The sequence below is a fragment of the Bacillus sp. D386 genome, assembly GCF_006346415.1.
On the sequence record NZ_VEMV01000005.1, the window covers coordinates 463,981 to 489,448 of the forward strand.

Here is a 25,468-nt window from a genome sequence, read left to right on the forward strand (position 1 = left end):
TGTGAAGTACCCTTTTAAACACAAAATGTATTTTTTATTTCCCGGAAAATACATTATAATCTATACCATTCATCAAAAAATTGAAGTATACATTTTTGAAGCTGCATTAAGGATGCTTCTTCTGGTTTAGATTGATAGGTAGACCAAGTTTTATTCATACTTTCACTTAAATTATGGAGATTTTGCAATTCTTTCGGAATATTCTCCAAATTAATAGACTTTATATCTGGCTTTTCTTTCGTTTCACTTTGTAATAGGCCCTCTGAAGCCAATTGTGTGTATTGACCGGTGTTGTGAATCATATTATGGATGACCTCTGTTTCTTTTGGTGTGTAAGCTTTTTTTGTTTGGCCCTGAAAACGGATTTCCTTCCAATACGTATCGACACCTTCTCCTCTATATAAAAGTGCCAATTTCTTTGTATCCTGCAACGTAGCCGCTGCTCCTATATAAATAAAATATTTATCCTCCTGTTTAAGAATGATAGCAGGAATTCCATCCCCTTCAATAAGCGAGGCACGTTGTTCTGCAGCCTGTTTACTCGAGTAGACGCCGCCCTGGACGACAAAAGCATTCATATCCTTGACCATTTGCTTCTCCTGAGGCGCTTGTTTATTGGAACCAAGCAGAGGAACAGAGTCCGGTACTTTAACAGTTTCCTCTCCGCCGCCGAATAGGACAATTTTTAATATTACAACTCCAAATAATGTCCCGATTATAAGTGCTACCAATACAGGAATTCCCGCTGCAAGAACTGGTAATTTATTCATTTTTACATGGTCAAGAAAAGCCGTTTTTTGTGCCAGCTTTGTTTTTGCCTCGTTTTTTTTAACAGATTTTTCTTCGGGTACTGCCCAAAGAGACGGTTCTTGTTCATCCTCAACCGTGCTGGCAATTTCTTGGATCGTATCCAAAGTATCTGGATCTTCACTTGGAATCCATTTGTATTCCTTTTTTTCGCCATTTATGTTTACGATGATTGTTCGTTCCCGGGTTGGCTTATCCATTCCTTTGCCTCCGCGTTTTTTGTTCATCTTATCATTCCGTAAAAAAAAAAGAACAAGACTCTTGTCGTCTTGTCCAAAAAGGTTTCGCCAAATTTCTAGGATTCTCTATCCTCAACATTCTCTTCACGTATTTGATCAAGAGGCAACGGCAAATAACCTTCACCTTGCTTTTCACCGCATAATTTACGTTTCATTCCAATTAAACAGATGGATACCGCTTTCCCATCCTTAAATAGTACATAGGAATCTGTATGATTTAATCCCCATTTATCTCCTGTATCCGGACCAATGATGACATCCAAAAAACCTGAGGTAACAAGTTCGTTATATGTTACTGGATTTACTAACGGTTCTTTATTGAATTCTTTATTCTTATAATAAACCGTACTGGCATTACGCATGATATAGGCCTTAGAGACGAAGGCCTGCTTTCTCGCCTTTTGGATGACATCACCAATCACCAGGACAGCCATTGAAGCTATAATACCCAATATGACAATAACCGCCAATAACTCAATTAAGGTAGCTCCATTTTCATTAGACTTCCTATTTATATTCCTTATCATTTAACTCACAACCTGAATGCTTCTATTAAACTACTCATCATCTTTTTTTGAATCCTCATATACATCCGGTGCAATGCTTAATGGATTATCTTTATTAGCTGGAGGAGGCACCTCTATATCCGGCAATTGGTTTTGCAAATCTAATCGCATTCGTTATGATTTCAGTTGATGATAAATCCTTTAGATAATAGGCCGCTTCTTCTGCTTTATCAAACCGTACTTCGAGTTTAATAGCACCATTTTCCGCATAAGAAAAGGTTTCAATAAATCCTCGTTCCGACAAAAATCCAATCAAATGTTTTAAAAGAAGTACTGTTTTAACAGGGTATTGGTTTGCCCATTTAACCTTTTCTGTTAATTGAGCAACAGAATTGCTATTCTCCTGAGATACAACCTTCTGCTGTTCCACTTCAATCATTTGAGCAGTCATTTCATATTCTTGTTCTAATGCATTCAACTGGCTTTGATTGCTCTGATATTGCCAAAAGTAAAGGATCCCGCAGAGAATACCGAGAAACACTGCAGATAAGATAATCAGGAGTACACCACGGTTTTTGCGCTCTTTTTTTGGCAGCAAGTTAATTTCTACAAGCATCATCTCACTCCTTTAAGAGCCAATCCCCCGGCTAAAAAAAGGACTCCGGCAATTCAGGTTCCTTATTGGTTTGTATATATCCCTTTGGAATACTCACCACAGTTTGATCATATCTATTTTTTATGTCAGTGATCACTTCAGTTAGATAAGGATGATCACCGGTTATGATTATTTTAGTGACCTGATGCTGCTCATGGCTTAAGGAATATTGATAAAAGCTTAGCACCCGATCAATTTCTGTATAAGTATCCTCCAACAATTGCATATAATCTTCTTTGTCACTGGAATATTCCATGATTTGCTGATCTTCATTTATACGCAATAGTTCCCATTCACTACTTTGCCCTGTAATAGGGATATTTTTCATAAAGATCGGCTTATCATTTACAAAAACACTTGTGTTGACGGTATGCAAATTAAATTCAATCAGTAAGAGATGGTCTTTCGAATCTCTTTTTCCTGCATGAAAAAACAGCCTGTACAGCGACAAAGGCGAAATATCTGCTTCTATAGGATAAAGCTGAGATTTTTCAAGCAAAGTGGCGTACTCCGATACCACCTCTTCTTCAGCAGCGAATAACAGAATTTCCTTTTTTCCTCCGTCTCTTCCAACAGAACCACATCAAAAATGGGTTCCTCAAATGGAAGATGTATACTCGTTCCCATTTCCAAATATAAGTAGCCCTTGATTTCATCATCTTTAATATCCTTTGGAATGGCAACCTTACGAATGACCAAACGGGAGTCTGGTACTAAAAACCGCACCTGACGTTTCTGTATTTTTCATTTAACAACACAATCACCTAAAATATCCTTTAGAAGGTCAAAATCAGTAATAATGCCGTCCTTTATAACACCGGCAGGTAAAAAATGCTCACCGCATTTATGAACAATCGGTGGGTCCAGCTGTTTAAGTTCTACATAACGAATCACATGGTCTTTTAATACCAGGTTCACAACCCGATTGCTGCCTGAAAATAAAGTAAAAGCCATTATAACTTCTCCCTTCCAAATCAATCACAAAAATTGTAAATACCAGTCTAGCAAGAACTCCCCAAAAAAGTAGGCCACCAGTGTACCAACGACGATGAACGGTCCAAATGGAATCGGCTTCCGCCGCTTCACAAGACCGATTAACATCCCAATGACTCCAAAGACAGCTCCAAAAAAGGTTGAGAATATAAAGGCGAGAATAACTCCCTTTACTCCCATCACAAATCCAATTAAACCGAATAATTTAATATCTCCGCCACCCATGCCGCCTTTGCTGATTACAGCGATAAAAAATGGGATTCCAAACCCGACAATAGCACCAGCTATACCGTCCCACCATGGGTCCAAAGGAATAAATACCCGAATAAACAAAAAAACAACTGTAAAAAACAGCAGAATTTTGTTCGGTATAAGCATGTACGTAATATCCGATATAAAAATAATGATCAGCAGGGAAATAAGTGCCCATGCCACAAACAATTCAGCAGTCCAGCCCAGCAGCATCGGAGCTGCCATAAATAGAATAGCCGTTGTCAGTTCCATCATCGGATAAATAGGTGAAATGCCCGCCTTACACTTACGGCACTTCCCCCCTTGAAACAAGTAAGACAATACAGGGATAAGCTCTATCGGTGTCAATGTATGGCCGCAGGCCGGACAAGCCGACCTCGGAGCCACAATCGATTCCTTCGCTGGAATCCTCAAACCTACCACATTATAAAATGAACCAAAGATGAGACCGGTGAGGAAGATTAAGAGATAGAGAGTAAACATTACAATCATGTAATATTTTCCATCTAATTCTTCTCGAAGTGCTACAAATTTTTTCATTGGCATTGACGTATATTCATATTGGGTATCCCCTAAAAGATCCTCAAGCTTTGTCGGGTAATAATTTTTATTATCGTAAATCTCCAAAACTCTTATTTTTGGAGTGCTTTCCGCTCCATGTGTTACGTTAGGAGCCTGCAATACCGTTGGAAATAAAATAATAATAGCAATTGCTAGTTTTAGCCGTCTTTTCATATACCCACCCCTCTACCCTGTATTTTAAATAGAATCTATTCTTCACTCATACAAATTACCTATATTATCACTTATTATACATTCTTTACCATTATATTGTATATTTTTCAATAAATTATCTGCTCTATTTATAAATATTAATCTTATAGGATATTGTTGATTTACAGAGATAGGTAGATTTAACCTCATCTTTTTATCAAAATAGTAATAAATCCTTGAATTACTTCGATTTCTCTTTCAAAACTTTTATCAGCTGTTCCATATATGAAACTCACTTCCAAACAAGTAGCTTTAGTCTATTTCTCTTGAACAAAAAAGACGTATTCCTCCTCTCTAGTAGTCGGAATACGTCTCTTTTATTTAATATATTGCGCCACTTTGTTACGTCCGGCGCGTTTTGCTCCTGTATACATAGCCCGGTCTGCATGACGGATTAATGAGTGAGGATCATCCGCATCAATTGGAGCGGTTGAAACTCCAATTGATGCAGTTACTCTTACATGAACCCTCCTGCTTTCACTACCTAAATCAGATACTAATTCATACGGCTTTGTTCCAATTTTTTGACGTACCAGTTCGGCAAATTTATAGCCTTCCTCCACTCCTGCACCAGGGAGGACAAGCACAAATTCTTCACCGCCATATCTGGCTGCAATCCCTTTAAATTGTACGAGTGAAGACAAACGTTCTGCTACCTGGCATAAAACTTCGTTCCCACCCAAATGTCCGTAAGAGTCATTTATTGACTTAAAGTGATCCAAGTCTATTAAGATAAGAGTTAATGTATCCAGCTTTCTTCCCCTTATCAGGATAAATTGTTCTTTTAAGTAATCTTCCAGAAAATAGTTGTTATATAGATTTGTTAAAGAGCAGCGTTCACTTTTGGCTTTTGTTTCTTCATAATGCTTCGCATTTTCAATAGCTGAAGCCAGATATGTAGAAAGAATATCTGCAATCGTTATCTGACTGTTTTCAAAAAAGTTTCTTTTCGAAGATATATGAAGGACAATCCCTTCCATTTGCTCTGCATTTAAAACCGGAACAATCAAGACGCTTTCTGCCCAATCAGGAATACCATGGTTTTCGTATTTCTTCAGGGAGGCAGAGCTCTGAATCAGCAATGTTTTTTTTGATTTCCATACTTCTCCTAACAAGCTGTCTGTTGCCGAGATTAAATTCAAATGGGGCATACCAGTCTCATTTTTACTTTCATAACGAACCATACGAAGGCGATTATTGGCTTTGCTATCCACACTAAGAATATAGGTTTCGTCCACTGGGAAAATCCTTGAAATTTCACCCAAAAATAAATCCAGTACTTGCTTGACTTCTAATCTTTCTGTCAATCTGTGACCAATTTGGCTCGCTTTTTGCAAATCTTCATTCATATGGTCAGCCCGATAATACAGTCTCATCACAAGAGCCAAACTCACAAGCGGTACGCCAACAATAATAATGGCTACCACCCCCAGCTCCTGATAGGTTGAATACAATAATAAACCGATTGGAAAGATGATAATACTGGATACGATATCCGCAACCTGATCTTTTGCAACAAACTCTACTTTTGCCTTATATACAAACACATCTATGAGTAAAGCACAAATAAAATTAGATAAGAACCAGACAATTTGGTGGATTACAATTAATGAAAATACACTTATATCCGATAAGTCCAAATTAGAATGCTGACCGCCAAGCAAATAATAGATTAATCCGCTTGTTAATGAATTAATAAAAAACATTAAAGAATTCATCGGAATGCGGAAAAGCTCATCCTTGCTTATTTTTATTCTATAGAGCAATGTTATTACTCCGATTTGCGAAAGGATTATTTCAACAAATAATCCGTACTCAAGGAATAGAGCCAAGGATACACCCTGAAGGAGAAAAATTGGCAATCCATTTATCATAATAGGGTAATACGTAATAATACAAAGCAGTAATAGGAACAGAAGAATATCAATCGAAAAAAAGCTTCCTAAAATAGGATACTCCGTATATGAAATATATAAACTTGCAGGGACGATCAATAACCAAAGTATCCAAATAATGAAGCGTTTTTGTTTTGTAACCATTACCGCCCCTCCGTTCAGGAATTTCATCCATCTTATGTCAAATTTTATCAAAAATTCTGACATCTGTCACACAAGTATTTACAAAAACAGGTCTTATGGAGGATTGTCATGAACATCATTACTTTTACATGAATTTAGTTATGACTTTCGATTAATTTCATTGACGATATATGGACGAATAGACGCCAAAAAATATAAAGAGCCTGTGACCAATAGCATATCTCTGTCTTTCATTTTGGCTAATATCTCATTTATTCCTTCTACCCAATCTTTTTTTACATCCTTATGAGGGTGTCGGCTATGTTTAAAAAGCTCCTCTGCCTCATTCATTCGTTCTAATGGAATCTCCGTAAAAGTTATACTTGCTGCCTTTTGTTCAATCATCTGAATCATCTTTGTATAATCCTTGTCCTTTAAGGCCGCAAACAAAATATGTATATCACAATTTGGGTAACGATCATCAATCGTTGAAAGCAGAGAGTTTATACCTGACACATTATGTGCGCCGTCCAGGATGATTAGCGGCTGGTTCGACACAATCTCAAAACGCCCTTTCCATCTGGCAGATGCCAGTCCTTTTCTGATACTTTCTTCCCGAATCGAAAAGCGATACGTTTCACTAAGTAATATTGAACTGATGACAGCAAGCGCTGCATTCTCAACTTGATGGCTTCCAAGCATGCTAATATGTAAATTCTCCAGTAAGTATTCTCGCCATTTAACCGTGAAAACTTCCTGATTTTTAGGGTGAGAGCGGTTCAAAATCTTAAATTCTTTTCCTAGCGTATATAAAGCAGCATTCATTTTCTCTGCCTGTTTTGTTAGGGGCTCTAATGCTTCCTCATCTTTTACACCTGTAACAACTGATGTTCCATTCTTGATAATACCTGCTTTCTCTGTTGCAATTTCACCCAAAGAATTTCCGAGAATGTTGGTATGCTCTAAAGAGATGCTGGTAATGATCTCCAAAAGCGGTTCAATTACATTAGTGGAATCAAGTCTCCCCCCAAGTCCGGTTTCAATAATAAGAATATCCGGTTGCTCATTTTTAAAATGCAGAAAAGCTAATATAGTCGTTACTTCAAAAGCAGTTAGATAATCCCCTTTTTGCTCTGATTCATTTATTACAGGGAGGAGGTAATTTAATAATTCAACTAGCTTATTGTCCGAAATCATTTCCTCATCAATCATAATTTGTTCGTTCAGCTTTTCAAGATAGGGAGATGTAAAGGTACCTACCCGGTAGCCCTCTGCCACCAAAATATGTTTTAAAAATGTAAGCGTAGAACCTTTGCCATTTGAGCCTGCTATATGTATACAAGGAATGCTGCGCTCCGGATTTCCCAATTTACGTAAGACTCTTTCCATTCTTTCCAGGCCAAAATCCATCCCAAGTTTTGCTGTACGGTCTGCAAGAAACTTCTCTGCCTGTTGATAATCCTGTATCATTTTTTTCACTCCTCAACCATTGCGCTATGTATTAGTATGACATGATTGAACAAAAACACCCTGTTCAAATGCTTCGAACAGGGCGCAATAAAATGTCTTAAGCCAATTCTTCTAAATCCTTCAGGCGGCTTTGTACAGCCTCACGTTTTTCAACATAGTCTGCCAGCTTCGCTTTTTCTTCTTCAATCACCTTTTCAGGCGCTTTTTTCATGAAGCCTTCATTGGATAGCTTTTTCTCAATTCTTTCTACTTCTTTTTTCCATTTTTCAAGTTCTTTTTGAAGACGTTTTTGTTCCTCTTCAATATTTAATAGACCTTGCAATGGAAGAATTAATTCAACACCCGTTACGATAGCTGTCATCGCTTTATCATCAGCAGGGATGTCTGTACCAATTGTTAATTCCTCTGGATTACAGAAGCGCTCGATATAGCTGCTGTTTTTCTCAAGAACAGCTTGTGTTTCTGCATCTTTCGCCTTCAAAGAAAGCTTGATTTTTTTGCTGAGCGGCGTGTTCACTTCTGCGCGAATATTACGTACTGTACGAATGATTTCGACAAGCAATTTCATTTCATCAGAAGCTTTTTCATCCGTTAAGTCCGGATTTACAACAGGCCAAGATGCTGTTGTGATGGACTCCCCTTGGTGAGGAAGGTTCTGCCAAATTTCTTCAGTGATGAATGGCATAAATGGATGTAACAATCGCATCGTTTGATCCAATACGTACGCAAGGATAGAACGTGTTGTAAGTTTAGCTTCCTCGTCTTCTCCATATAGAGGGAGCTTCGCCATTTCAATATACCAATCACAGAAATCATCCCAAATGAAGTTGTATAATGCACGGCCAACTTCACCGAATTCATATTTATCTGCCAGTCTTGTTACAGTTTCAATCGTTTCGTTTAGACGAGTTAAAATCCATTTATCCGCAACTGATTTTTCGCCTGTTAAATCAATCTCTTCATATTTCAGCCCATTCATATTCATCAAGCAGAAACGGGATGCATTCCAAATTTTATTGGCAAAGTTCCAAACAGATTCTACTTTTTCATAGCTGAAACGTAAATCCTGACCTGGTGAGCTTCCAGTTGTTAAGAAATATCTTAATGAATCCGCACCATATTTCTCAATAACCTCCATTGGATCTACACCATTACCAAGAGATTTACTCATTTTCTTGCCATGCTCATCACGTACAAGTCCATGAATCAATACATCTTTGAATGGACGCTCTCCAGTGAATTCAAGTCCCTGGAAAATCATTCTTGATACCCAGAAGAAAATAATATCGTATCCAGTCACAAGAGCTGCTGTTGGATAATAACGTTTAAAGTCTTCTGAATCTGTATCAGGCCAGCCCATTGTGGAAAACGGCCATAACGCAGAACTGAACCATGTATCCAATACATCTGTATCCTGCGTCCAGTTTTCGATATCTGCAGGATCTTCCATTCCTACATGTACCTCGCCTGTTTCCTTATGGTACCAAGCCGGAATGCGGTGACCCCACCAAAGCTGTCTGGAGATACACCAGTCATGGATATTATCCATCCAATTCAAATATGTTTTCTCAAAGCGTTCCGGTACGAATTCTACTTTACCTTCAGTGGATTGCATTTCAATTGCACGCTCTGCCAATGGTCCCATTTTAACAAACCATTGTGTAGATAAATAAGGCTCTACAACAGATCCGCTTCTTTCAGAGTGTCCAACCTGATGGATATGCTCTTCAATTTTGAACAACACTCCCTGATCCTGAAGATCTTTCACAATTTGCTTACGGCAATCGAAACGGTCCATACCTTCATATTTGCCAGCCTTCGCGTTCATCGTTCCGTCTTCATTCATAACTAGAATGCGTTCAAGATTATGACGATTACCTACCTCGAAGTCATTAGGATCATGTGCTGGTGTAATTTTTACAACGCCGGAACCAAAATCCATCTCTACATAATCATCGCCAACAATCGGAATTTCTCTTCCTACGATTGGCAGGATAACCGTTTTTCCAATCAGGTGCTTATAACGGTCATCTTCCGGGTGAACTGCAACTGCTGTATCGCCAAGCATTGTTTCCGGACGAGTTGTCGCAACTTCAATATGCCCGCTGCCATCTGCAAGTGGGTAGCGCATATGATAAAAAGCACCCTTAACCTCTTTATGAATTACTTCAATATCAGAGATCGCTGTTTTTGTACTTGGATCCCAGTTAATAATATATTCACCGCGGTAAATAAGGCCTTTTTCATAAAGTTTTACAAACACTTCACGAACAGCTTTTGAAAGTCCCTCATCTAGAGTAAAGCGTTCACGAGTATAATCAAGGCCCAATCCAATTTTTGCCCATTGCTCACGGATATGAGATGCGTATTCCTCTTTCCATTTCCATGTTTCTTCAACAAATTTCTCACGTCCCAAATCATAACGTGAAACACCTTGATTGCGCAGTTTTTCTTCTACCTTCGCTTGAGTTGCGATTCCCGCATGGTCCATACCTGGCAGCCATAATACGTCATAACCCTGCATTCTCTTCATTCTTGTCAAAATATCCTGAAGCGCAGTATCCCATGCATGACCTAAATGCAGTTTACCCGTTACGTTTGGAGGAGGAATTACAATCGTATAAGGTTCTTTTTGTTTATCCTGTCCCGCTTCAAAGAATTTACCCTTTAACCACCAATCATAGCGTCCTTTTTCGATTGATTGAGGATCGTATTTGGTTGGCATACCAATATCCGTTTGTTGCTCCATTTTTCATTCTCCTTTACTTTCATAATTGGTGAAAAACGCAATAAAAAAACCGCTTCATCCTCTATATAAAAAGGACGAAACGGTATGTCTCGCGGTACCACCTTTGTTCCAATACAAATAACTGTTGTATCGGCACTTCATTTCGTTAACGGCTCTTCACCGGTTATCCGCTACTATTGACGTTCACGGAAACAGCTCCCGGGCGACCTTCTGCGATTACGGTTACTGAAGGAATCTTACAGCCGATGGATTCCTCTCTCTTACAGTCTTAATCACATACTCTTCCCATTCAAAGCTTTTCATTGTTATTTTGGTTTCTCATAATCGGAAATCATTTTTTAATACTGTTATCATACATAAGTATGCATCTACTCGTCAATCATTGTTTCCCATTTTTCTATATTTTATTCAAGCCTATGTCCAAGGTGTCATCGTCAATTCTCATTCTTAGACGCTTTAAATAATGCTGTACAGACACCCATTCAGGGGTAATTTTATATTCTAGCATAAAGGGGGAATTTACATGCGAAAAAAGGTAACTCAATACAATATGCCTCCGTGGATTCGAAATACAAGAAATGTCTTACAGCAATTCTCCATTCCCTTTGCCGTTTTTCAAGGAATCCGGACATTCTTTTTTCCGACCACTTTTGATTTATTTCTGCTATTATTACTGATTGGTCTTGCTTTAGCCTTCCACTTTGATATTCTGTAATCTTTTATAACTATTCATTTAGACCAGGTAGGTTTGCCTGGTTTTTGTTTGATACAGCCTATCATTTTATTATGTTGATGCCATATCTTTTATTTCTCTTCCTTCGCCTTTTTGCTTTCTTCTATTTGTTCCATCCTCATAATAATATATTCAATGTTTTTTAATAACCAATACTGCCTTTGGAATCTTCGGCAAAATTGTATTTCATCCTGTTTACCTTTTTTTCTGGAGTATTGTTCTACTACCTTGATACAATTAGCCGGATAGGCTAAATAGGATAAGAATAAACGCAGCTCACCCTCCTTGTAGGGAAAATACTTCAGATAAAGATAGATCCACTCAACTATTTCTTCACCCTGGATTGGATAAGTTTTTAACTGCTTAACGACAAAAGGCAATAAGTCGAAATAGGCAGGTGCGGTTTTACTCTGTTCAAAATTGATAAAATGGCCATAACCATTTTCACTATATAAGAAATGATGAATTGAGATATTTCCATGGGTCACCACACTGCGTACTTTTTCTTCTTCCTTTGTTAGGTCAAACCACTCCTTCAGTTTATTTAAGGAATACGTCAGAGCCTGAGACAAGTCATAAAAGCACATACTAAACAACTGCTCAAACGGAGACATATACCACTTCTTTTCGATGGTTGTTACCATTTCACGAATAAATTCCTTTTGCTCCTCCCACTCCTTGACTGTTTTTTCATAATACTCTTCCCGTTCCTCTTTCGTAATGTTAATTTCTTTGCCAGATAGCGTATGCATTCTTGCCAATTCCCTGAACATCTGCTGGTGTCGTTCTGCCCGTTCCTCTATATGTTCATCCGGCAGCCAAGGCATAAGGTAACTGATTTTATCATGAGTTAATACTCCATATCTGCCATCAACTGTTGGAAAAATCGGAACAATTCGGTTATATCCATTTTGATATAGGTTCTGCACATTTTTGATAAAATCAATGCCTTTGGTTGCCGGGATGGTTTTAATCGCAAATATACCATTGTTCGTATATACTTTTTTTACTTTTCCAAAATCCTCGTAAAATTCAAGTTCCAATTGATAGTTTCTTAGAAACTCAGATATCCACTCCTGATCTTTTCTTAACATTCCTCTGGCACCCTTTCTGCATGTGCCCTTTTTGGAAACCAATGAAATCTATTTCAGCTGCCCTATCATAAGTCATTATTTTTTAATGAGCTATGCAGCCATGTTTCTCACAGTTAAATTGCATTGTACTATTCCTATTAAAAAAGCAGAGCATATAATGCTGTGCTCTGCTGTTAACTAGACCTATTATTTATAAGAAGCAGCAGCTTCAGGAATATAAATTACCTGACCAGCTTTTAGATCGGATGTTAATTCCAACCCGTTTATTCTCGCGATATGCTGAACGCTCGTTTTATATCGATCTGCCAGAACATCAATATTTTCTCCATTTTGGACAATACAGACTCTTACTTTTGATTGTTGTGATTCTTCCTCCTCTGTAAATAAATCGTATAACAAAGATTTAGACTTACCTTCAGTTTGATCTTCGTTCTCCTTCCCATTCTTTCTTTTAGAATCAGACGATTGATACTTTTTCTCTACATACTGATTGGATGTTTGTTCTTTTTTCTGTTGACGTATGCGAGAAACATTTGTTTCCGGTTCTACTGCAGCTTTATTCAAATCTGGTGCTACATTCGCTTGAGATTGGTGCGGCTGTACTCTGTCATATTCAGGACTTTCCTCTTTTTCATATTCTGAACTTTCCTCTTTTTCATATTCTGAACTTTCCTCTTTTCCATACTCGGCAGTAAAAGGAACGACTTCCATTAATTCCGGAGGACCCTCATCAAATCTATTATCATATGGAATGGAAAAAGATTGGTTTTCATCTTTTTGCTTTTGTCTGTCAACTAATTGGTCCGGTTCAAAAGCAAAAGGGCTATAGTCCTTGTCTGTATGATCTGACTCATCATTCGGCTGTGTTTCTTCATAATCGGCTGGTTGATGCAGTCGGGGTGACAATTTAGTTTCAACATAAAAATGGTCATCCTGGTTATGATTACTCTCTATATAAGAAGTTGGGTTCTTGAGATAAATCTCAGGCGAATCTGCCAAATCCTCCTGCTCCTGATCCTCATCCTCAGAATTTTCCCGATATAAATGCACCTCTATCTGTTCTTCCTCTTGCTCATTATGGACTTCTGCCTGAATAGTAATCTCCTCTGCTGACTCCTCAAAATCTTCGTTGATTTTATTCCATGTATGAGTATGATGCTCTTCCTGAAATCGCCCGGATGTTCCATTTTGATAGTTTGAAGTCTCTTCCCGTTCCTCTGTCTCTGTCACTTGCGTCTGCTCTTCAGGCAAATTATCGTAAACTCCACCAATCCATAAATCTGCTCTAATTTGCAGATATCCCTTTTCTGGCAGCTTATAATCAAAGGTATGCACACCTATATTAAGCTCATCCATTTCCCGAACTCTTTCTGCAGGAATCGTTATATCTACAGGAAATTGCTGATGGAATTCAAATAAATGATGCTCCCTTTGTTCGATTACAGAAACATAGCGCCGAAACGGATCTTCTGCTCCTTCTTCCTGTCCTGTTGCCTCAGTGGCCTTATATTCCCCCATTAAATCCAGAGTCCCTTTAAGAATCACATACTGTTCTACTTGATGAGCTGAAACATTTGGTTCAAGCGAAATGGAATACAGTTCCTCAACTTCCTGTCCCCTTTGAAACCACACACTCTCTTCTAATGAAAATCGTAATGACGATGCATGATCCTCAGACACCCAATTTCCTCCCTTCAGCCCTTTTCATCTAAATGCCATTATCAGCCTATGCTGCAGATACAGAAAATATGTGCTTTGTTAAACGTATGTCTGGAGAATAAAAAAATTCCCCCGAGAGCATACTCGGGGGAATCTACTAATCACTTTATCTCATTCAAATTGGAGCATGGACTCTCGCCTAAAACAAAGGTAAGCAGCAGTAAGAAGTCGATTAGTTCAACTAATGCTCCGTGTGGAATGAAAGTAATTCCTCAACGGACATTGTTTCACTTTATCGTTTAATTGCTTTAAACGCTTTTTGGGCAGCCTGTATAGTCTTTTGAATATCTTCATTACTATGTTCAACTGAAAGAAAGATTCCTTCAAATTGAGAAGGCGGCAAGAATACACCATTTTCCGCCATTTCTTTATAATAATTCGCAAAAAATTGAAGATCTGATTGTTTTGCAGACTCGTAATCTTTAACCTGTTCATTAGTAAAGAAGAAGCCAATCATAGACCCTGCTCGATTACACGTTAAAGGTACTTGGTAGGTTTCAGCTGCTTCCTTAAACCCTGCCTCTAAGAGATCTGCTTTTTTAGTAAACTCTTTATACGTATCCTCATTAAGCTGGATTAACGTTTCATAACCGGCTGTCATCGCAATCGGATTTCCTGATAATGTACCGGCTTGATAGATGGAACCGCTTGGCGCAATTTGGCTCATGATCTCTTTTTTACCGCCGAATGCTCCTACTGGAAGTCCTCCGCCAATTACTTTTCCTAGACAAGTTAAATCTGGAGTAACATCGAAATGACCTTGCGCACATTGATAATCAACACGGAAACCGGTCATAACTTCGTCAAAGACTAATAAAGAACCGTGATTTTCAGTAATTTCTCTTAATCCCTGCAAGAAGCCTGGCAGTGGAGGGACTACTCCCATATTTCCCGCAACTGGCTCTACAATTACAGCTGCTATATCTTCGCCATATTGGTCAAAAGCAAGTTTTACACTCTCAAGATCATTGTATGGAACTGTAATGGTATTTCGCGCAACGCCCTCTGGAACACCAGGGCTATCTGGCAAACCAAGTGTAGCAACTCCTGAACCTGCTTTGATAAGCAATGAATCTCCATGTCCGTGATAACATCCTTCAAATTTAAGGATCTTATCTCGTCCTGTATATCCTCGTGCCAGACGAAGTGCGCTCATGGTTGCTTCTGTACCGGAGGAAACCATCCGTATCATTTCAATTGATGGGACACGATCAATTACAAGCTGTGCCAATTTATTTTCCATTAAAGTTGGAGCACCAAAGCTTGTACCAGTTTCAGCAACCTTTTTAATCGCCTCTACTACCCGGTCATTTGCATGGCCAAGAATCAGCGGTCCCCAGGAAAGAACATAATCAATATATTCATTGCCATCAATATCATAGATTTTTGAACCCTTTCCTCTTTCCATAAAAATCGGATCCATATTTACAGATTTAAAAGCACGGACAGGGCTGTTTACGCCGCCCGGCAATAAATTGATGGATTCCTGGAATGCTTTCTTAGAATTTTCATATGAACGCATATGCTGCAATCTCCTTTATATATGGAATTAATTTGATTCTTTTAACCATTTTGCTGCATCTTTTGCAAAGTAAGTAATGATTAAATCTACACCGGCACGTTTCATACCAGTTAGCATTTCCATCACAATAGCTTTTTCGTCAATCCAGCCATTTGCACCAGCTGCTTTAACCATGGAATACTCTCCACTTACATTATAAGCTACAAGAGGCAGATTTACTGTATTCTTCACATCGCGAATGATATCGAGGAAAGCAAGAGCTGGCTTCACAATGATAAAATCCGCTCCCTCCTGAACGTCTGATTCAGCTTCACGCAAGGCTTCAATACGGTTGGCATAATCCATTTGATAGGATTTTCTATCACCAAATTGAGGTGCTCCGTTTGCTGCTTCACGGAATGGACCATAAAATGCGGATGCATATTTAACGGCATAGGACATGATTGGGATGTGCTGATAGCCTGATTCATCAAGACCCTGGCGAATCGCAGCCACAAATCCATCCATCATATTGGAAGGAGCAATAATATCCGCTCCTGCTTCCGCCTGGCTGACAGCTGTTTTAACCAAAAGCTCCAGACTTTCATCGTTTAAGATTTCATCATTTTCAACCATACCGCAGTGACCGTGGCTTGTATATTCACATAAACATGTATCAGCTACAACAAGAATTTCAGGATAGTTTTCTTTTACAAAACGAATCCCTTTTTGGACAATCCCATGTGTATGAAAAGCACCTGTCCCACATTCATCCTTATTTTCCTGATCCGGTACTCCAAAGAGAATGACAGATTTGATACCAAGTGAAGCCACTTCATCCATTTCCTCTTTCAAACGATCCATGGAAAATTGATAGATTCCTGGCATAGAAGTAACGGGGTTCTTTTCATTTGTACCTTCCGTAATAAAAATCGGATAAATAAAGTCTTCTACATGTAAATGTGTTTCACGCACAAGCGCTCTCATAGATTCATTTCTTCTTAATCTTCTGTGTCGATTAAATTCAATATTGGCCATTTTAAGGTCCTCCTATATTACGAATAATACTGCCTTAATTCTTTCATCATTTCATCTACGGTATATTGCTCCGGACATAATGTGACAGCCACGCCCAGTTCTTCGGCTCTTTTCCTCGTGACCGGTCCGATTGCAACTGTCACTTTATCTATCAAACAGTCAAATAAATGATGTTTTTTCACGGTCTTCATAAAATGATTTACTGTCGAAGGGCTCGTAAATAATAGAATATCTATCTTTTTATTTGTAAGTACATCCACCAAGGCTTGTTCACTGTCTTCTGGCATACGGTTGCTGTAAATAACGGACTCCTCTGTATGTATACCTGCAGCTATCAGCCCATTAAATAGATAATCTCTCGCCAAATCACCCTTTATAATGAGCACAGATTCGCTCGTATCCACTACTTCCAGAAACGCAGGCAAAAAAGATTCAGCTACATATTTCGGTGGGATAAAAGTAGGCTGCAGACCATGTTCCTGCAAGGCTGCTTTCGTTTTTTTACCAATGGCTGCTATTTTAGGATAGATTCCTTCAAATTCCATTTCGTTCAGCATCTCACAAAATAGATCAACACCCGGCTTGCTTGTGAAAACGATCCAATCAAAAGATTCCAGCCTGCTCAGCTTTTCTTTTACTGATTCAAGCCTATCTGCATCAACCTTTTGAAACGAAAGAAGAGGCACCTTAATTGGTACCCCTCCATGCTCAGCAATCATGGCACACAATTGTTCGGCCTGCGCTTCTTCTCTTGTAACCAATACGCCTTTACCCGAAAGAAACAAGGAATGCTTCATTTAGCTTTCCATCTCCTCTTTAACCTTTTCAATTAAAGTCTTTGCTCCCCGTTCGATTAGGCGATTGGCAGCTGTTATACCTAAGCTTTCAGGATCATCTCCTGAAATTTGTTCACGATAAATGGTACGCCCATCAGGCGTTCCGACGAGTGCCTGGAATTGTAAGGTCCCTTTTTCGTCTTTATATGCAAAACCTGCAATTGGAACCTGACAGCCACCCTCCATTTTATTGAGGAAGACACGCTCCGCTGTAACAGCTTCTTTTGTATCCTGACAAGTTAATTTAGCTAATTCCTGCAATAGCTCATGATCGTCTGCTCTGCATTCAATCGCCAGCGCCCCTTGGCCAACTGCAGGTATGCAAGTATCTTCATCAAGGAAATCACTGACAACATCCTTTTTCCAGCCTAATCTCGAAAGACCTGCTGCCGCCAATACGATTGCATCATATTCTTCATCTTTTAATTTTTGAATACGTGTATCCACATTCCCTCTAATCCACTTGATTGTTAAATCCGGACGTTTTGCCAACAATTGAGCACTTCTTCTTAAGCTGCTTGTACCGACAATCGCACCTTCCGGAAGTTCTGCAAGCGTTAGATTATTTTTTGAAATCAACACATCACGATGATCCTCACGCTCTGGAATACAGCCAATTGTTAACCCTTCTGGAAGCTCTGCCGGCATGTCTTTCATGCTATGAATGGCCATATCAATTTCCCCATCTAGCATGGCTTGTTCGATTTCTTTTACAAAAAGACCTTTTCCTCCGACCTTAGAGAGAGTTACGTCTAAAATCCTGTCACCCTTTGTCACAATTTCTTTCAATTCAAATTCAAACGGTAATCCCAGATTTTTCAGCTGGTCAATAACCCAATTAGATTGTGTCAATGCTAATTTACTTCTACGTGAACCGATAATGATTTTTCTCATGATTTACCCTCCATCAATAGACATGAAATGCTGATATGCTGCCGAAAAAGAAGAAATTCACTAGCACTAACAAGAATGAACCAATATTCCAATAAGCGAGTGATTTCCCATAAATCCGGTTGTTAACTTTAAGATATAAATAGATTCCATATATAATTAGGCAGGCAAATGAGCCAAGAATTTTACTATCATACCAATTAATATCCGAAACGATTATATAGGCCCATTCAAGACCTAGTATTAATGATAATAATAACAGAGGTACACCGATTGCTACCAGTATATAAGACAGCTGTTCCAGTTTCGCCAGATCTCCCAGCCTGTTCAGCCTTTTCCCCCATTTCTTTCGCTTTAATAAATCGTACTGTATTAGATACAAAATTGAAAAGACAAAGGAAAGAGCAAACGCTGCATAAGATAGAATGGCAACTGTAATATGAATCATGGATAGCTCAGATAACACCTTAGTTTGCGCTTCTGCCGTAGAATAGGATTCTAATGTTGAGAATATATGAATGACCATCAAACCAAACCCTATTACATTTGTAAAAAACATAAAAAAATCTGTCCGTATTATCCGGTTTAGGATGAGTGAAAAGGTAATCAATATCCACACGTAAAAATATAATCCTTCAAATAAGGTAAGAACCGGGAATCTTCCCACTTCAAACATATATAGACATAAAAAAATTGTTTGCATCAACCAAACAATCGAAAGAAACCAGAAGGCTGCCTTATGAGCCTTCCGATTATTTTGTAAAAAATCTATGAAATAGAATAAGACACTAAGTCCATATAATATAATTGTAATTTCTTGCAATCTATTTAAATTAATATCAATCATATATCCCATCCTTGCTTAATATGGTTGTGACACCACTTTCAAGACAGGTCTATTTTGCTGGACCGATGTTTTAGATTGGAATGGCATTGCCGCCTTAAATTCCTGTTCTTCTACAAGCTCCTCAATATTGAAGATCGAGACAAATGCCTGTAAAGCAGCCTCTGGATTCTTCATTTCTGCCATATCTTTTGCATAAAGAATCGGATCTTTAAGCATCTGATTAATGATGCTCTTCGTATGCTTATTAATAACCTTCCATTCTCTTTCACTTAGGCCTGGTAATTTACGCTGCATACTCTCCATTGTTTCTGCCTGAATATCTAATGCTTTCTCGCGCAATGCAGAAATCACAGGAACAACACCAAGCATTTTGATCCATTGATTGAATTCAACCAGCTCACTTTCAATCATGATCATAATTTGTTCTGCTGCTTCTTTTCTTTCTGCCAGGTTCGCCTGAACGATACCTTCTAAATCGTCTATATCATAAAGAAAGACGCTGTCCAGTTCCATTAGTTTAGGATCTAAATCACGCGGTACGGCAATATCAACCATAAAAATCGGACGGCCTTTTCTTAAAATGTTGATATTTTCCATCATTTCTTTTGTAATTACATATTCCTTTGATCCAGTCGAACTGATTAATATATCTGCATCAAGCAGGGCACATTGCAATTCCTGAAGCATTTTTGCCTGTCCAGAGAATTTAGATGCCAATATTTCGGCTTTTTCCAAGGTTCTGTTAATTACCGTTACTTGATTGGCACCATTGCTATATAAATTTTCAATGGCAAGCTGGCCCATTTTCCCGGCACCGACTACGAGGATTTTCTTATCCTGAAGCGAACCAAAGATTTTTTTACCAAGCTCAACCGCTGCATAGCTGATTGATACCGCATTTTTATTGATTTCCGTTTCAGAGTGAGCTTTTTTGGCAAGCGTAATCACCCGTTTAAACAGATTATTAAACAATACTCCGACGGTATTTTCTTCCTGTGCCTGCTGGAAGCTTTTCTTCACCTGTCCAAGTATTTGAGTTTCTCCCAATACCATGGAGTTCAATCCACAGGCAACCTGGAATAAATGATTAACTGCTCCGTCCTGCTCATAAACATATAAATAGGAGGAAAGTTCATTTTGGTCAACCGCGAACCACTCTGCTAAAAATTCTTTAATATAATATCTGCCCGTGTGCAGCTGATCCACTACTGCATAAACCTCTGTCCGATTACAGGTGGAAACAATGATATTTTCAAGGATACTTTTTTCTTACTTAATGATTTCATCGCTTCCGGCAGCTGTCCCAATTCAAAACTGACTTTTTCACGGATTTCAACAGGAGCAGTTTTGTAATTAAGACCGACAACAATTATATGCATTTCCCCTGTCACACCCCCATCTGAGCATATTCTTTTGCAAGTATATCATTGGTGTATATGAAAAATTTTCCACAAATTGTGAACATTATCGTAACTCTATATCAATTAAACATGTAAATGAGAAATTCTCATGAAATAAAAACCTGATATAATTAATGTATAATAGGTTAAATCTTAATTGCCAAAATGTTTCTCTGACAGTATTATGTGTAAATTAAATCACTAATTGTACATTATCAAAGATTAGAATAATTATCAATAATAATAAACCGGGAGACTACATATGAAAGAATATCGTTATTTTTCAAGCACTATTTTGATTGGCTTTGGTCTTTTTTATTTTTTAAAATCAATTAACTTTTCCCTATTGTCACCTTATTATTCATGGGGATCTCTTTGTATTATTATCGGATTAGCCTTTCTTGCTGAAAGCAGGTTTGGCAGTCATTCTGATTTTATACTGCCTGGAATCTTGCTCACTGGATTCGGTTTACACCAATACATAGCCGTCCATTTGGAAAACTGGCCAGCTGAGCATACAGCCCTATTTTTATTTATTAGTTTGGGTCTGTTATTGCTTCATCTAAAAAAGGGAGTTGGTAAAGGCCCGGGGATTTTATTCCTCGTTGTTTCTATCATCTTTATCTTCCATGAGAGAATCTTAACTATACTGGGCTTGGTTCATTTTGTTGATTTCTTTAATCACTACTGGCCTGTTCTTTTAATGCTCATTGGCGGATTCATTCTATTTAAGAAAAAATAAAAGCAGATAGCATGGCAACCCTACCTATTGTGGTCAGGGTTGCTGCATTAGGCTATCTGCCTTTCTTTTTTATAATCTCTTTTCGTAACTTGTTACTATTAGAAAAAAAAGAGAGACAACTTTTACTGTCTCCTTGTTTCACTAAAGCCCTCATAGTTTACGTACAATTGTTCATGATATTTGGTAAGCAATAGGCTGCATTCTTAAAGATTCCGTTTCCATTCTCTTACATTTATCTAGATGAAAAAGCCACTTCCAAAAAGAAGTGACTTTCTTGTTATTCCGCTAAAGCCCCTGTTTCTACAATAAGATTTTTTTTGAGGCGGGTTTTCTTTTTATAGGTGAAATTATACTAACAAACTATTAGGTGTTAAAATTAATATAGATAAATATTCTTGAGAGGTGAGGATGATGGGCTTTTTTGACCGTAAAGTGATATGTGGTGTTTGTGGAAGGGAAGTTGGATTAAATCGTTATAAAGTAAAAAAATCTAATGCCTGGGTCTGTCCAGACTGCATATCAGAAGCTGGAGGTATATCAGTAATTAATGTTAGTAAGGTGACTATTGAGGACATCAAGACGATTTTAGATAAAAAGAAAGAACGGCTTGGAGATGATCCAATGTCTACTGCTGAAGGTATGTATCAATATTGCAAAGAAAATAACTTTGGTGAAGGGTTTACCGATAAATGGGCACTTAAACACTTTAAAATTTTGCAAGATAACATAATGAAAGATGAAAAGGTGTTAATGACATTTATTGGTCTTCATAATTACAAATCAACAACTAAGCACGATAATAATTACGCATATGCTGTGACAAATAAACGCATTATATATGGGCAAAAATCTATCACAGGCGAAAAATTTAAATCTATATCCCTTGAAAAAATCAATGATATTACGTTTGAAAAAGGCTTGGTTTTTGGGATATTAACAATTGATACACCTCAGGAAAAATTCAATGTGGCATTAAACGCGGGATCAGCAAGTTCTATTAACAGCCGTATCCACGAAGTAATAGATAGTGCAAAAAGCGTTTCTCATACTAATCAGGAACAAGCATCATCTATTTCAACTGCTGATGAGTTAAAAAAATATAAAGAGCTCCTAGATATGGGAGTTATTACAGAAGAAGAATTTACGGCTAAGAAGAAACAATTGTTGAATATATAAATTAGGTCAAAAGGTTTTAATAATATGCTGTTTTTGTAAGGAGTGTTGCTATTGCTATATTTTATCTAATATGTAAAAACAGTCACCTCCAGATAGGAAGTGGCTGTACTTGTTATTGAACTAAAGCCCCCGTTTGTTTAAGTACATACTTTCACAAGCTAAATCAAGCCATCCAATTATTTAACTGCTTTCCAAATAGTCCATCTATCTTTTTCAACTATGTTACATTCAGTAGAAAATGATTCATCTATATAATTCACCAGTAATTTTAATTCTTTATTGTTTAATTCGTGTAAAATACTTCTTCCTGTTCTCTCGCTTAAGTCTTTTAGTAATTGCTTTTTATCAATGTGCACTTTTCTTGTTTCCCACAACTTAACTTCCTCAATTTCTAGAAACCCCACTTCTTTAAGTGTTTCTATTACTAATTGACTATTGTGTCTGCGATTAGTCTCTTTTTCAATTAATTTTGGAAATAATTCAAAGAAGTACCCTCTAATATGACTATCATTACCTTTTAATAAACAATCTTCAGGTGTTCGGTCTTGAATAATGTAATATCCTTTAAGTTTTAATAATCTATATGCCTCTTTAAAGCATTTTTGCAAATCATCTATATGATGTATCAATGCTCTTTCAAGCAGTAAATTAAAATTATTACTTTCTAATCCAGTATGAAAAGCGTTACCTTGCTTAAAAGATATATTTTGGTGTTCTTTGCAGTTTTCTCTTGCACCTTCAAGTATTGCTTCGGAAAAATCGATGCCAGTAACAGAATATATCCCCATATCAGACAGTGCCTTAGAATAAATACCACCGCCACATCCTATATCCAATGCCTTGGTTATATTTTCGATTGGTACAAGGTCTTTAATAGCGTCAATCCACGAATTATCGGCATTTCGAGTTGTATAAGTATTTCGATTTTCCTCATTATGAAAAGCAATTCCCACCTAACATCCCCCATTTCACATTTAGTTAGTTTCATCAGAATTATTTGAGTAAGATTGATAATTAACTAACAGCAGCGACGTGTGTACTTCCCCCCCTTATTTTATGCCATATATTTCCGTGATAAAATTTCAAAACAATTATTAGCACTCATAAGTTTTCCATATGATACTGTTCCACTAACCTGCCCCGTTTCTACAATAAGGAGTTCAACAGAAAAGGGCATTAATCCTTCTTCTTGGATCAATGCCCCCGTTAGTTGAGAAAGGTACTTACTGTATAACTTTAATTATCATAGTTAGAAACATAATAAACAATAAAACTATATGTATCCATACCATAGATTTTACGATTAATCCCGCCCAGACTTTTTTTCGTAAACCATAGTGAAGGACAATAGAAAAAACTAAGAGACTGACTATTCCACGAAGGATACTACCATCTACAAAGAATAAAACTACATTTATTAATACGGATATAATAAATAAAATGACATATACCTTATATATCTTTTCTTTTCTTTGTACCTCGTGTTGGAATTGATACATTACTTTTCACCCCGTGTTACTCATATTCTTGATTAATTGATTATACCTTTTTTCTCTAACCTGCCCCCGTTTCTACAATAAGGAATTCAATAGAAAAGGGCATTAATCTTTTTTGGATCAATGCCCCCAGTGCAATAAGGAAGACTAATTAATGATGGTAATATCCTTAAAAACCCTAGAGAGGTTTAAAATTTTCATCTTTCTCGTATCCTCCAAGGCTTGCTTCTACAACACAGTCTTTATACATTTCCTCACTTGCTCCGTAAATTTTAAAATTCCTTTGTGCTTGTCTCAAAGATAATACATTAGCTCCGCCTTCAAAGTCTGGGTCCTCATTCTGTACGGGATCATCTTCCCAATAACAAATCTTACATATATCATAACCGCCTGGCGATTCATCTAATGTTTTGTAGCCGCAACACGAACAGGTATATTTCATAAAATCGCCTACTTTTTTTGAGATATTGTAGCATATTTCTTATAGAGCTAACCTGCCCCGATAGCTTAAAAGCGGATAACAAGGAGCGACAAGATACTAATAATGATCATCGAACTGATAAGTGTTGAAATATATTGTTTTGATTCTTTTATGTACTTCCACTCCAATATAGTTTGTAGCCCCATTAGTGCTGTGAAAAATAGAACCCAATTCCATTTTAGAATTGCATTAACCTCGTTTGTAAGAGCAAAAAAATAAGAAGACAAAAAGATAACTACTATTATCGTTCGTCCCCATCGATCAATTCTTTTTCCAGGGGTTTCCGAAATAAATTTTCTCTTTATACCTAAGTATTTTTCTATTAATTTTTCCACAAAAAAAACCACTAAAAATATAATAATAACAGTCGTCAACAGCTTCATAATTAACCCTCCCCATTTAAGACAATAATCCTATAATTCGGTATGTATGATAATAAATCCTTCTTGCACTAACCTGCCCCGTTAGTAGCATAAGAGATAGCTGGAACTACGGCTGTTCTGTTCTTCTGCTATTCCATTCGTTACTTAAAAAAATTTGAAGCAACTATAACTACAATTATGACAAAAAGAATAAGTATCGCCGTACCTTTGTTATCTTGCATTTAGATACCTCCTGTAAGATAAACAATAAACCATTAACGTTCTTGCGAGTAACCTGTGCATTAGGTCAAAAAGACGAAATTCTCATTATCTACTCGGTTGTCGTAAGTCGATAAATCTTTCTATATTTCATCCCGCCTATATTATTAGATTCAATCTATCTTGTTAATATTCCTTCCTCCGCTAACCTGCCCCGTTTCTAAAATAAGAAGTTCAACACAAAAAGGCATTAATCCTTCTTTTTGGATCAATGCCCAGTTTGTTTAAGTACAACCTTTCACTTGCTATTTCCACATTTCATCTAATTTATCAGTATAGAAATTAATTGCATTTTTATAACTCAGTATTTCAGAGTCTGTTGTGGTATCTATCAAGCATTTTAGTAAAAACTCCATAGCTTTTTTATGCTCGCTTAAATTATATAAGGTCATTGAATAAAACACTTGTAT

At 37.4% G+C, this 25,468-nt stretch carries 22 protein-coding genes, 2 pseudogenes and 1 other annotated feature; of the genes and pseudogenes, 3 read left to right on the plus strand and 21 right to left on the minus strand.

Translation table 11 applies throughout. The annotated features are described in order from the left end of the window. Window positions 1–53: 53 nt before the first annotated feature. The 9 genes from FHY45_RS17225 to FHY45_RS17265 all read right to left on the minus strand — a co-directional run bounded on the left by FHY45_RS17225 (window position 54) and on the right by FHY45_RS17265 (window position 10,463). Window positions 54–1,007, minus strand: coding sequence for a hypothetical protein (locus tag FHY45_RS17225; RefSeq protein WP_139892622.1), 954 nt, complete (start codon window positions 1,005–1,007; stop codon window positions 54–56). Window positions 1,008–1,102: 95 nt separating this feature from the next. Continuing rightward, window positions 1,103–1,573 (minus strand): type II secretion system protein, encoded by a 471-nt coding sequence (locus FHY45_RS17230; protein WP_077248077.1) that lies wholly within the window; start codon window positions 1,571–1,573, stop codon window positions 1,103–1,105. Window positions 1,574–1,667: 94 nt separating this feature from the next. Beyond that, window positions 1,668–2,168 (minus strand): hypothetical protein, encoded by a 501-nt coding sequence (locus tag FHY45_RS17235; protein ID WP_066105558.1) that lies wholly within the window; start codon window positions 2,166–2,168, stop codon window positions 1,668–1,670. Window positions 2,169–2,199: 31 nt separating this feature from the next. Then, window positions 2,200–2,706, minus strand: coding sequence for a type IV pilus biogenesis protein PilM (locus FHY45_RS17240; protein WP_077248078.1), 507 nt, complete (start codon window positions 2,704–2,706; stop codon window positions 2,200–2,202). 245 nt (window positions 2,707–2,951) lie between these two features. After that, a complete protein-coding gene (locus FHY45_RS17245) occupies window positions 2,952–3,161 on the minus strand; it encodes a type IV pilus biogenesis protein PilM (RefSeq protein WP_077248080.1) in 210 nt (69 codons plus the stop codon). 24 nt (window positions 3,162–3,185) lie between these two features. Beyond that, complete coding sequence (locus FHY45_RS17250; protein ID WP_066105695.1) at window positions 3,186–3,935, minus strand: prepilin peptidase; 750 nt, start codon at window positions 3,933–3,935, stop codon at window positions 3,186–3,188. A 608-nt stretch (window positions 3,936–4,543) separates the two neighbouring features. Then, complete coding sequence (locus tag FHY45_RS17255; RefSeq protein WP_180350012.1) at window positions 4,544–6,265, minus strand: sensor domain-containing diguanylate cyclase; 1,722 nt, start codon at window positions 6,263–6,265, stop codon at window positions 4,544–4,546. A 138-nt stretch (window positions 6,266–6,403) separates the two neighbouring features. Beyond that, window positions 6,404–7,714 carry a bifunctional folylpolyglutamate synthase/dihydrofolate synthase gene (locus FHY45_RS17260; protein ID WP_139892625.1) on the minus strand — a complete coding sequence of 437 codons (1,311 nt, stop codon included), beginning with the start codon at window positions 7,712–7,714 and terminating at the stop codon, window positions 6,404–6,406. Between the two features lie 97 nt (window positions 7,715–7,811). Further along, window positions 7,812–10,463 carry a valine--tRNA ligase gene (locus FHY45_RS17265; protein ID WP_139892626.1) on the minus strand — a complete coding sequence of 884 codons (2,652 nt, stop codon included), beginning with the start codon at window positions 10,461–10,463 and terminating at the stop codon, window positions 7,812–7,814. Between the two features lie 67 nt (window positions 10,464–10,530). Then, window positions 10,531–10,765, minus strand: a binding site (T-box leader). A 221-nt stretch (window positions 10,766–10,986) separates the two neighbouring features. Between FHY45_RS17265 and FHY45_RS17270 the strand changes: the two genes are divergently transcribed. Then, window positions 10,987–11,178: a hypothetical protein gene (locus FHY45_RS17270; protein WP_066105566.1), complete on the plus strand. Its 192-nt coding sequence runs from the start codon at window positions 10,987–10,989 to the stop codon at window positions 11,176–11,178. Window positions 11,179–11,267: 89 nt separating this feature from the next. On the opposite strand, the gene ysxE is transcribed toward FHY45_RS17270, so the two are convergent. The 8 genes and pseudogenes from ysxE to hemA all read right to left on the minus strand — a co-directional run bounded on the left by ysxE (window position 11,268) and on the right by hemA (window position 20,501). Further along, the gene (gene ysxE, locus FHY45_RS17275; RefSeq protein ID WP_139892627.1) at window positions 11,268–12,290 is read right to left on the minus strand and encodes a spore coat protein YsxE; all 1,023 of its coding nucleotides are present in this window, start codon (window positions 12,288–12,290) and stop codon (window positions 11,268–11,270) included. 186 nt (window positions 12,291–12,476) lie between these two features. After that, a complete protein-coding gene (locus FHY45_RS17280; protein ID WP_139892628.1) occupies window positions 12,477–13,970 on the minus strand; it encodes a LysM peptidoglycan-binding domain-containing protein in 1,494 nt (497 codons plus the stop codon). A 271-nt stretch (window positions 13,971–14,241) separates the two neighbouring features. Next, window positions 14,242–15,531: a glutamate-1-semialdehyde 2,1-aminomutase gene (gene hemL / locus FHY45_RS17285; RefSeq protein WP_066105575.1), complete on the minus strand. Its 1,290-nt coding sequence runs from the start codon at window positions 15,529–15,531 to the stop codon at window positions 14,242–14,244. A gap of 27 nt (window positions 15,532–15,558) precedes the next feature. Continuing rightward, on the minus strand, window positions 15,559–16,548 hold the full coding sequence (gene hemB / locus FHY45_RS17290) for a porphobilinogen synthase (RefSeq protein WP_066105578.1): 990 nt from the start codon (window positions 16,546–16,548) through the stop codon (window positions 15,559–15,561). Window positions 16,549–16,565: 17 nt separating this feature from the next. Further along, the gene (locus FHY45_RS17295; protein WP_139892629.1) at window positions 16,566–17,345 is read right to left on the minus strand and encodes a uroporphyrinogen-III synthase; all 780 of its coding nucleotides are present in this window, start codon (window positions 17,343–17,345) and stop codon (window positions 16,566–16,568) included. Next, window positions 17,346–18,278, minus strand: coding sequence for a hydroxymethylbilane synthase (hemC, locus tag FHY45_RS17300; protein WP_066105588.1), 933 nt, complete (start codon window positions 18,276–18,278; stop codon window positions 17,346–17,348). 13 nt (window positions 18,279–18,291) lie between these two features. Next, window positions 18,292–19,122, minus strand: a complete 831-nt coding sequence (locus tag FHY45_RS17305; RefSeq protein ID WP_066105591.1) for a cytochrome C assembly family protein — start codon at window positions 19,120–19,122, stop codon at window positions 18,292–18,294. Window positions 19,123–19,137: 15 nt separating this feature from the next. Then, window positions 19,138–20,501, minus strand: a pseudogene (hemA, locus tag FHY45_RS17310) (glutamyl-tRNA reductase). Between the two features lie 283 nt (window positions 20,502–20,784). Between hemA and FHY45_RS17315 the strand changes: the two are divergent. Next, window positions 20,785–21,264, plus strand: a complete 480-nt coding sequence (locus FHY45_RS17315) for a hypothetical protein (RefSeq protein ID WP_066105598.1) — start codon at window positions 20,785–20,787, stop codon at window positions 21,262–21,264. Window positions 21,265–21,675: 411 nt separating this feature from the next. Then, on the plus strand, window positions 21,676–22,440 hold the full coding sequence (locus tag FHY45_RS17320) for a PH domain-containing protein (RefSeq protein ID WP_139892652.1): 765 nt from the start codon (window positions 21,676–21,678) through the stop codon (window positions 22,438–22,440). A gap of 176 nt (window positions 22,441–22,616) precedes the next feature. Here FHY45_RS17320 and FHY45_RS17325 read toward each other — a convergent pair whose 3' ends face one another. From FHY45_RS17325 to FHY45_RS21305, 4 genes and pseudogenes are all read right to left on the minus strand, one after another. Continuing rightward, the gene (locus tag FHY45_RS17325; RefSeq protein ID WP_139892630.1) at window positions 22,617–23,393 is read right to left on the minus strand and encodes a class I SAM-dependent methyltransferase; all 777 of its coding nucleotides are present in this window, start codon (window positions 23,391–23,393) and stop codon (window positions 22,617–22,619) included. 721 nt (window positions 23,394–24,114) lie between these two features. Further along, window positions 24,115–24,378 carry a CPCC family cysteine-rich protein gene (locus FHY45_RS17330; protein WP_139892631.1) on the minus strand — a complete coding sequence of 88 codons (264 nt, stop codon included), beginning with the start codon at window positions 24,376–24,378 and terminating at the stop codon, window positions 24,115–24,117. Window positions 24,379–24,443: 65 nt separating this feature from the next. Beyond that, window positions 24,444–24,800, minus strand: coding sequence for a DUF4181 domain-containing protein (locus FHY45_RS17335; RefSeq protein WP_139892632.1), 357 nt, complete (start codon window positions 24,798–24,800; stop codon window positions 24,444–24,446). A 503-nt stretch (window positions 24,801–25,303) separates the two neighbouring features. Continuing rightward, window positions 25,304–25,468 (minus strand): annotated as a pseudogene (locus FHY45_RS21305) (tetratricopeptide repeat protein); the annotation flags it as partial.

Coding starts and splice junctions, on each gene's coding strand:
- FHY45_RS17225 (WP_139892622.1), bottom strand. CDS start 1,007: ATGGATAAGCCAACCCGGGAACGAACAATCATCGTAAACATAAATGGC.
- FHY45_RS17230 (WP_077248077.1), bottom strand. CDS start 1,573: ATGATAAGGAATATAAATAGGAAGTCTAATGAAAATGGAGCTACCTTA.
- FHY45_RS17235 (WP_066105558.1), bottom strand. CDS start 2,168: ATGCTTGTAGAAATTAACTTGCTGCCAAAAAAAGAGCGCAAAAACCGT.
- FHY45_RS17245 (WP_077248080.1), bottom strand. CDS start 3,161: ATGGCTTTTACTTTATTTTCAGGCAGCAATCGGGTTGTGAACCTGGTA.
- FHY45_RS17250 (WP_066105695.1), bottom strand. CDS start 3,935: ATGTTTACTCTCTATCTCTTAATCTTCCTCACCGGTCTCATCTTTGGT.
- FHY45_RS17255 (WP_180350012.1), bottom strand. CDS start 6,265: ATGGTTACAAAACAAAAACGCTTCATTATTTGGATACTTTGGTTATTG.
- FHY45_RS17260 (WP_139892625.1), bottom strand. CDS start 7,714: ATGATACAGGATTATCAACAGGCAGAGAAGTTTCTTGCAGACCGTACA.
- FHY45_RS17265 (WP_139892626.1), bottom strand. CDS start 10,463: ATGGAGCAACAAACGGATATTGGTATGCCAACCAAATACGATCCTCAA.
- FHY45_RS17270 (WP_066105566.1), top strand. CDS start 10,987: ATGCGAAAAAAGGTAACTCAATACAATATGCCTCCGTGGATTCGAAAT.
- ysxE (WP_139892627.1), bottom strand. CDS start 12,290: ATGTTAAGAAAAGATCAGGAGTGGATATCTGAGTTTCTAAGAAACTAT.
- hemL (WP_066105575.1), bottom strand. CDS start 15,531: ATGCGTTCATATGAAAATTCTAAGAAAGCATTCCAGGAATCCATCAAT.
- hemB (WP_066105578.1), bottom strand. CDS start 16,548: ATGGCCAATATTGAATTTAATCGACACAGAAGATTAAGAAGAAATGAA.
- FHY45_RS17295 (WP_139892629.1), bottom strand. CDS start 17,345: ATGAAGCATTCCTTGTTTCTTTCGGGTAAAGGCGTATTGGTTACAAGA.
- hemC (WP_066105588.1), bottom strand. CDS start 18,278: ATGAGAAAAATCATTATCGGTTCACGTAGAAGTAAATTAGCATTGACA.
- FHY45_RS17305 (WP_066105591.1), bottom strand. CDS start 19,122: ATGATTGATATTAATTTAAATAGATTGCAAGAAATTACAATTATATTA.
- FHY45_RS17315 (WP_066105598.1), top strand. CDS start 20,785: ATGAAAGAATATCGTTATTTTTCAAGCACTATTTTGATTGGCTTTGGT.
- FHY45_RS17320 (WP_139892652.1), top strand. CDS start 21,676: ATGGGCTTTTTTGACCGTAAAGTGATATGTGGTGTTTGTGGAAGGGAA.
- FHY45_RS17330 (WP_139892631.1), bottom strand. CDS start 24,378: ATGAAATATACCTGTTCGTGTTGCGGCTACAAAACATTAGATGAATCG.
- FHY45_RS17335 (WP_139892632.1), bottom strand. CDS start 24,800: ATGAAGCTGTTGACGACTGTTATTATTATATTTTTAGTGGTTTTTTTT.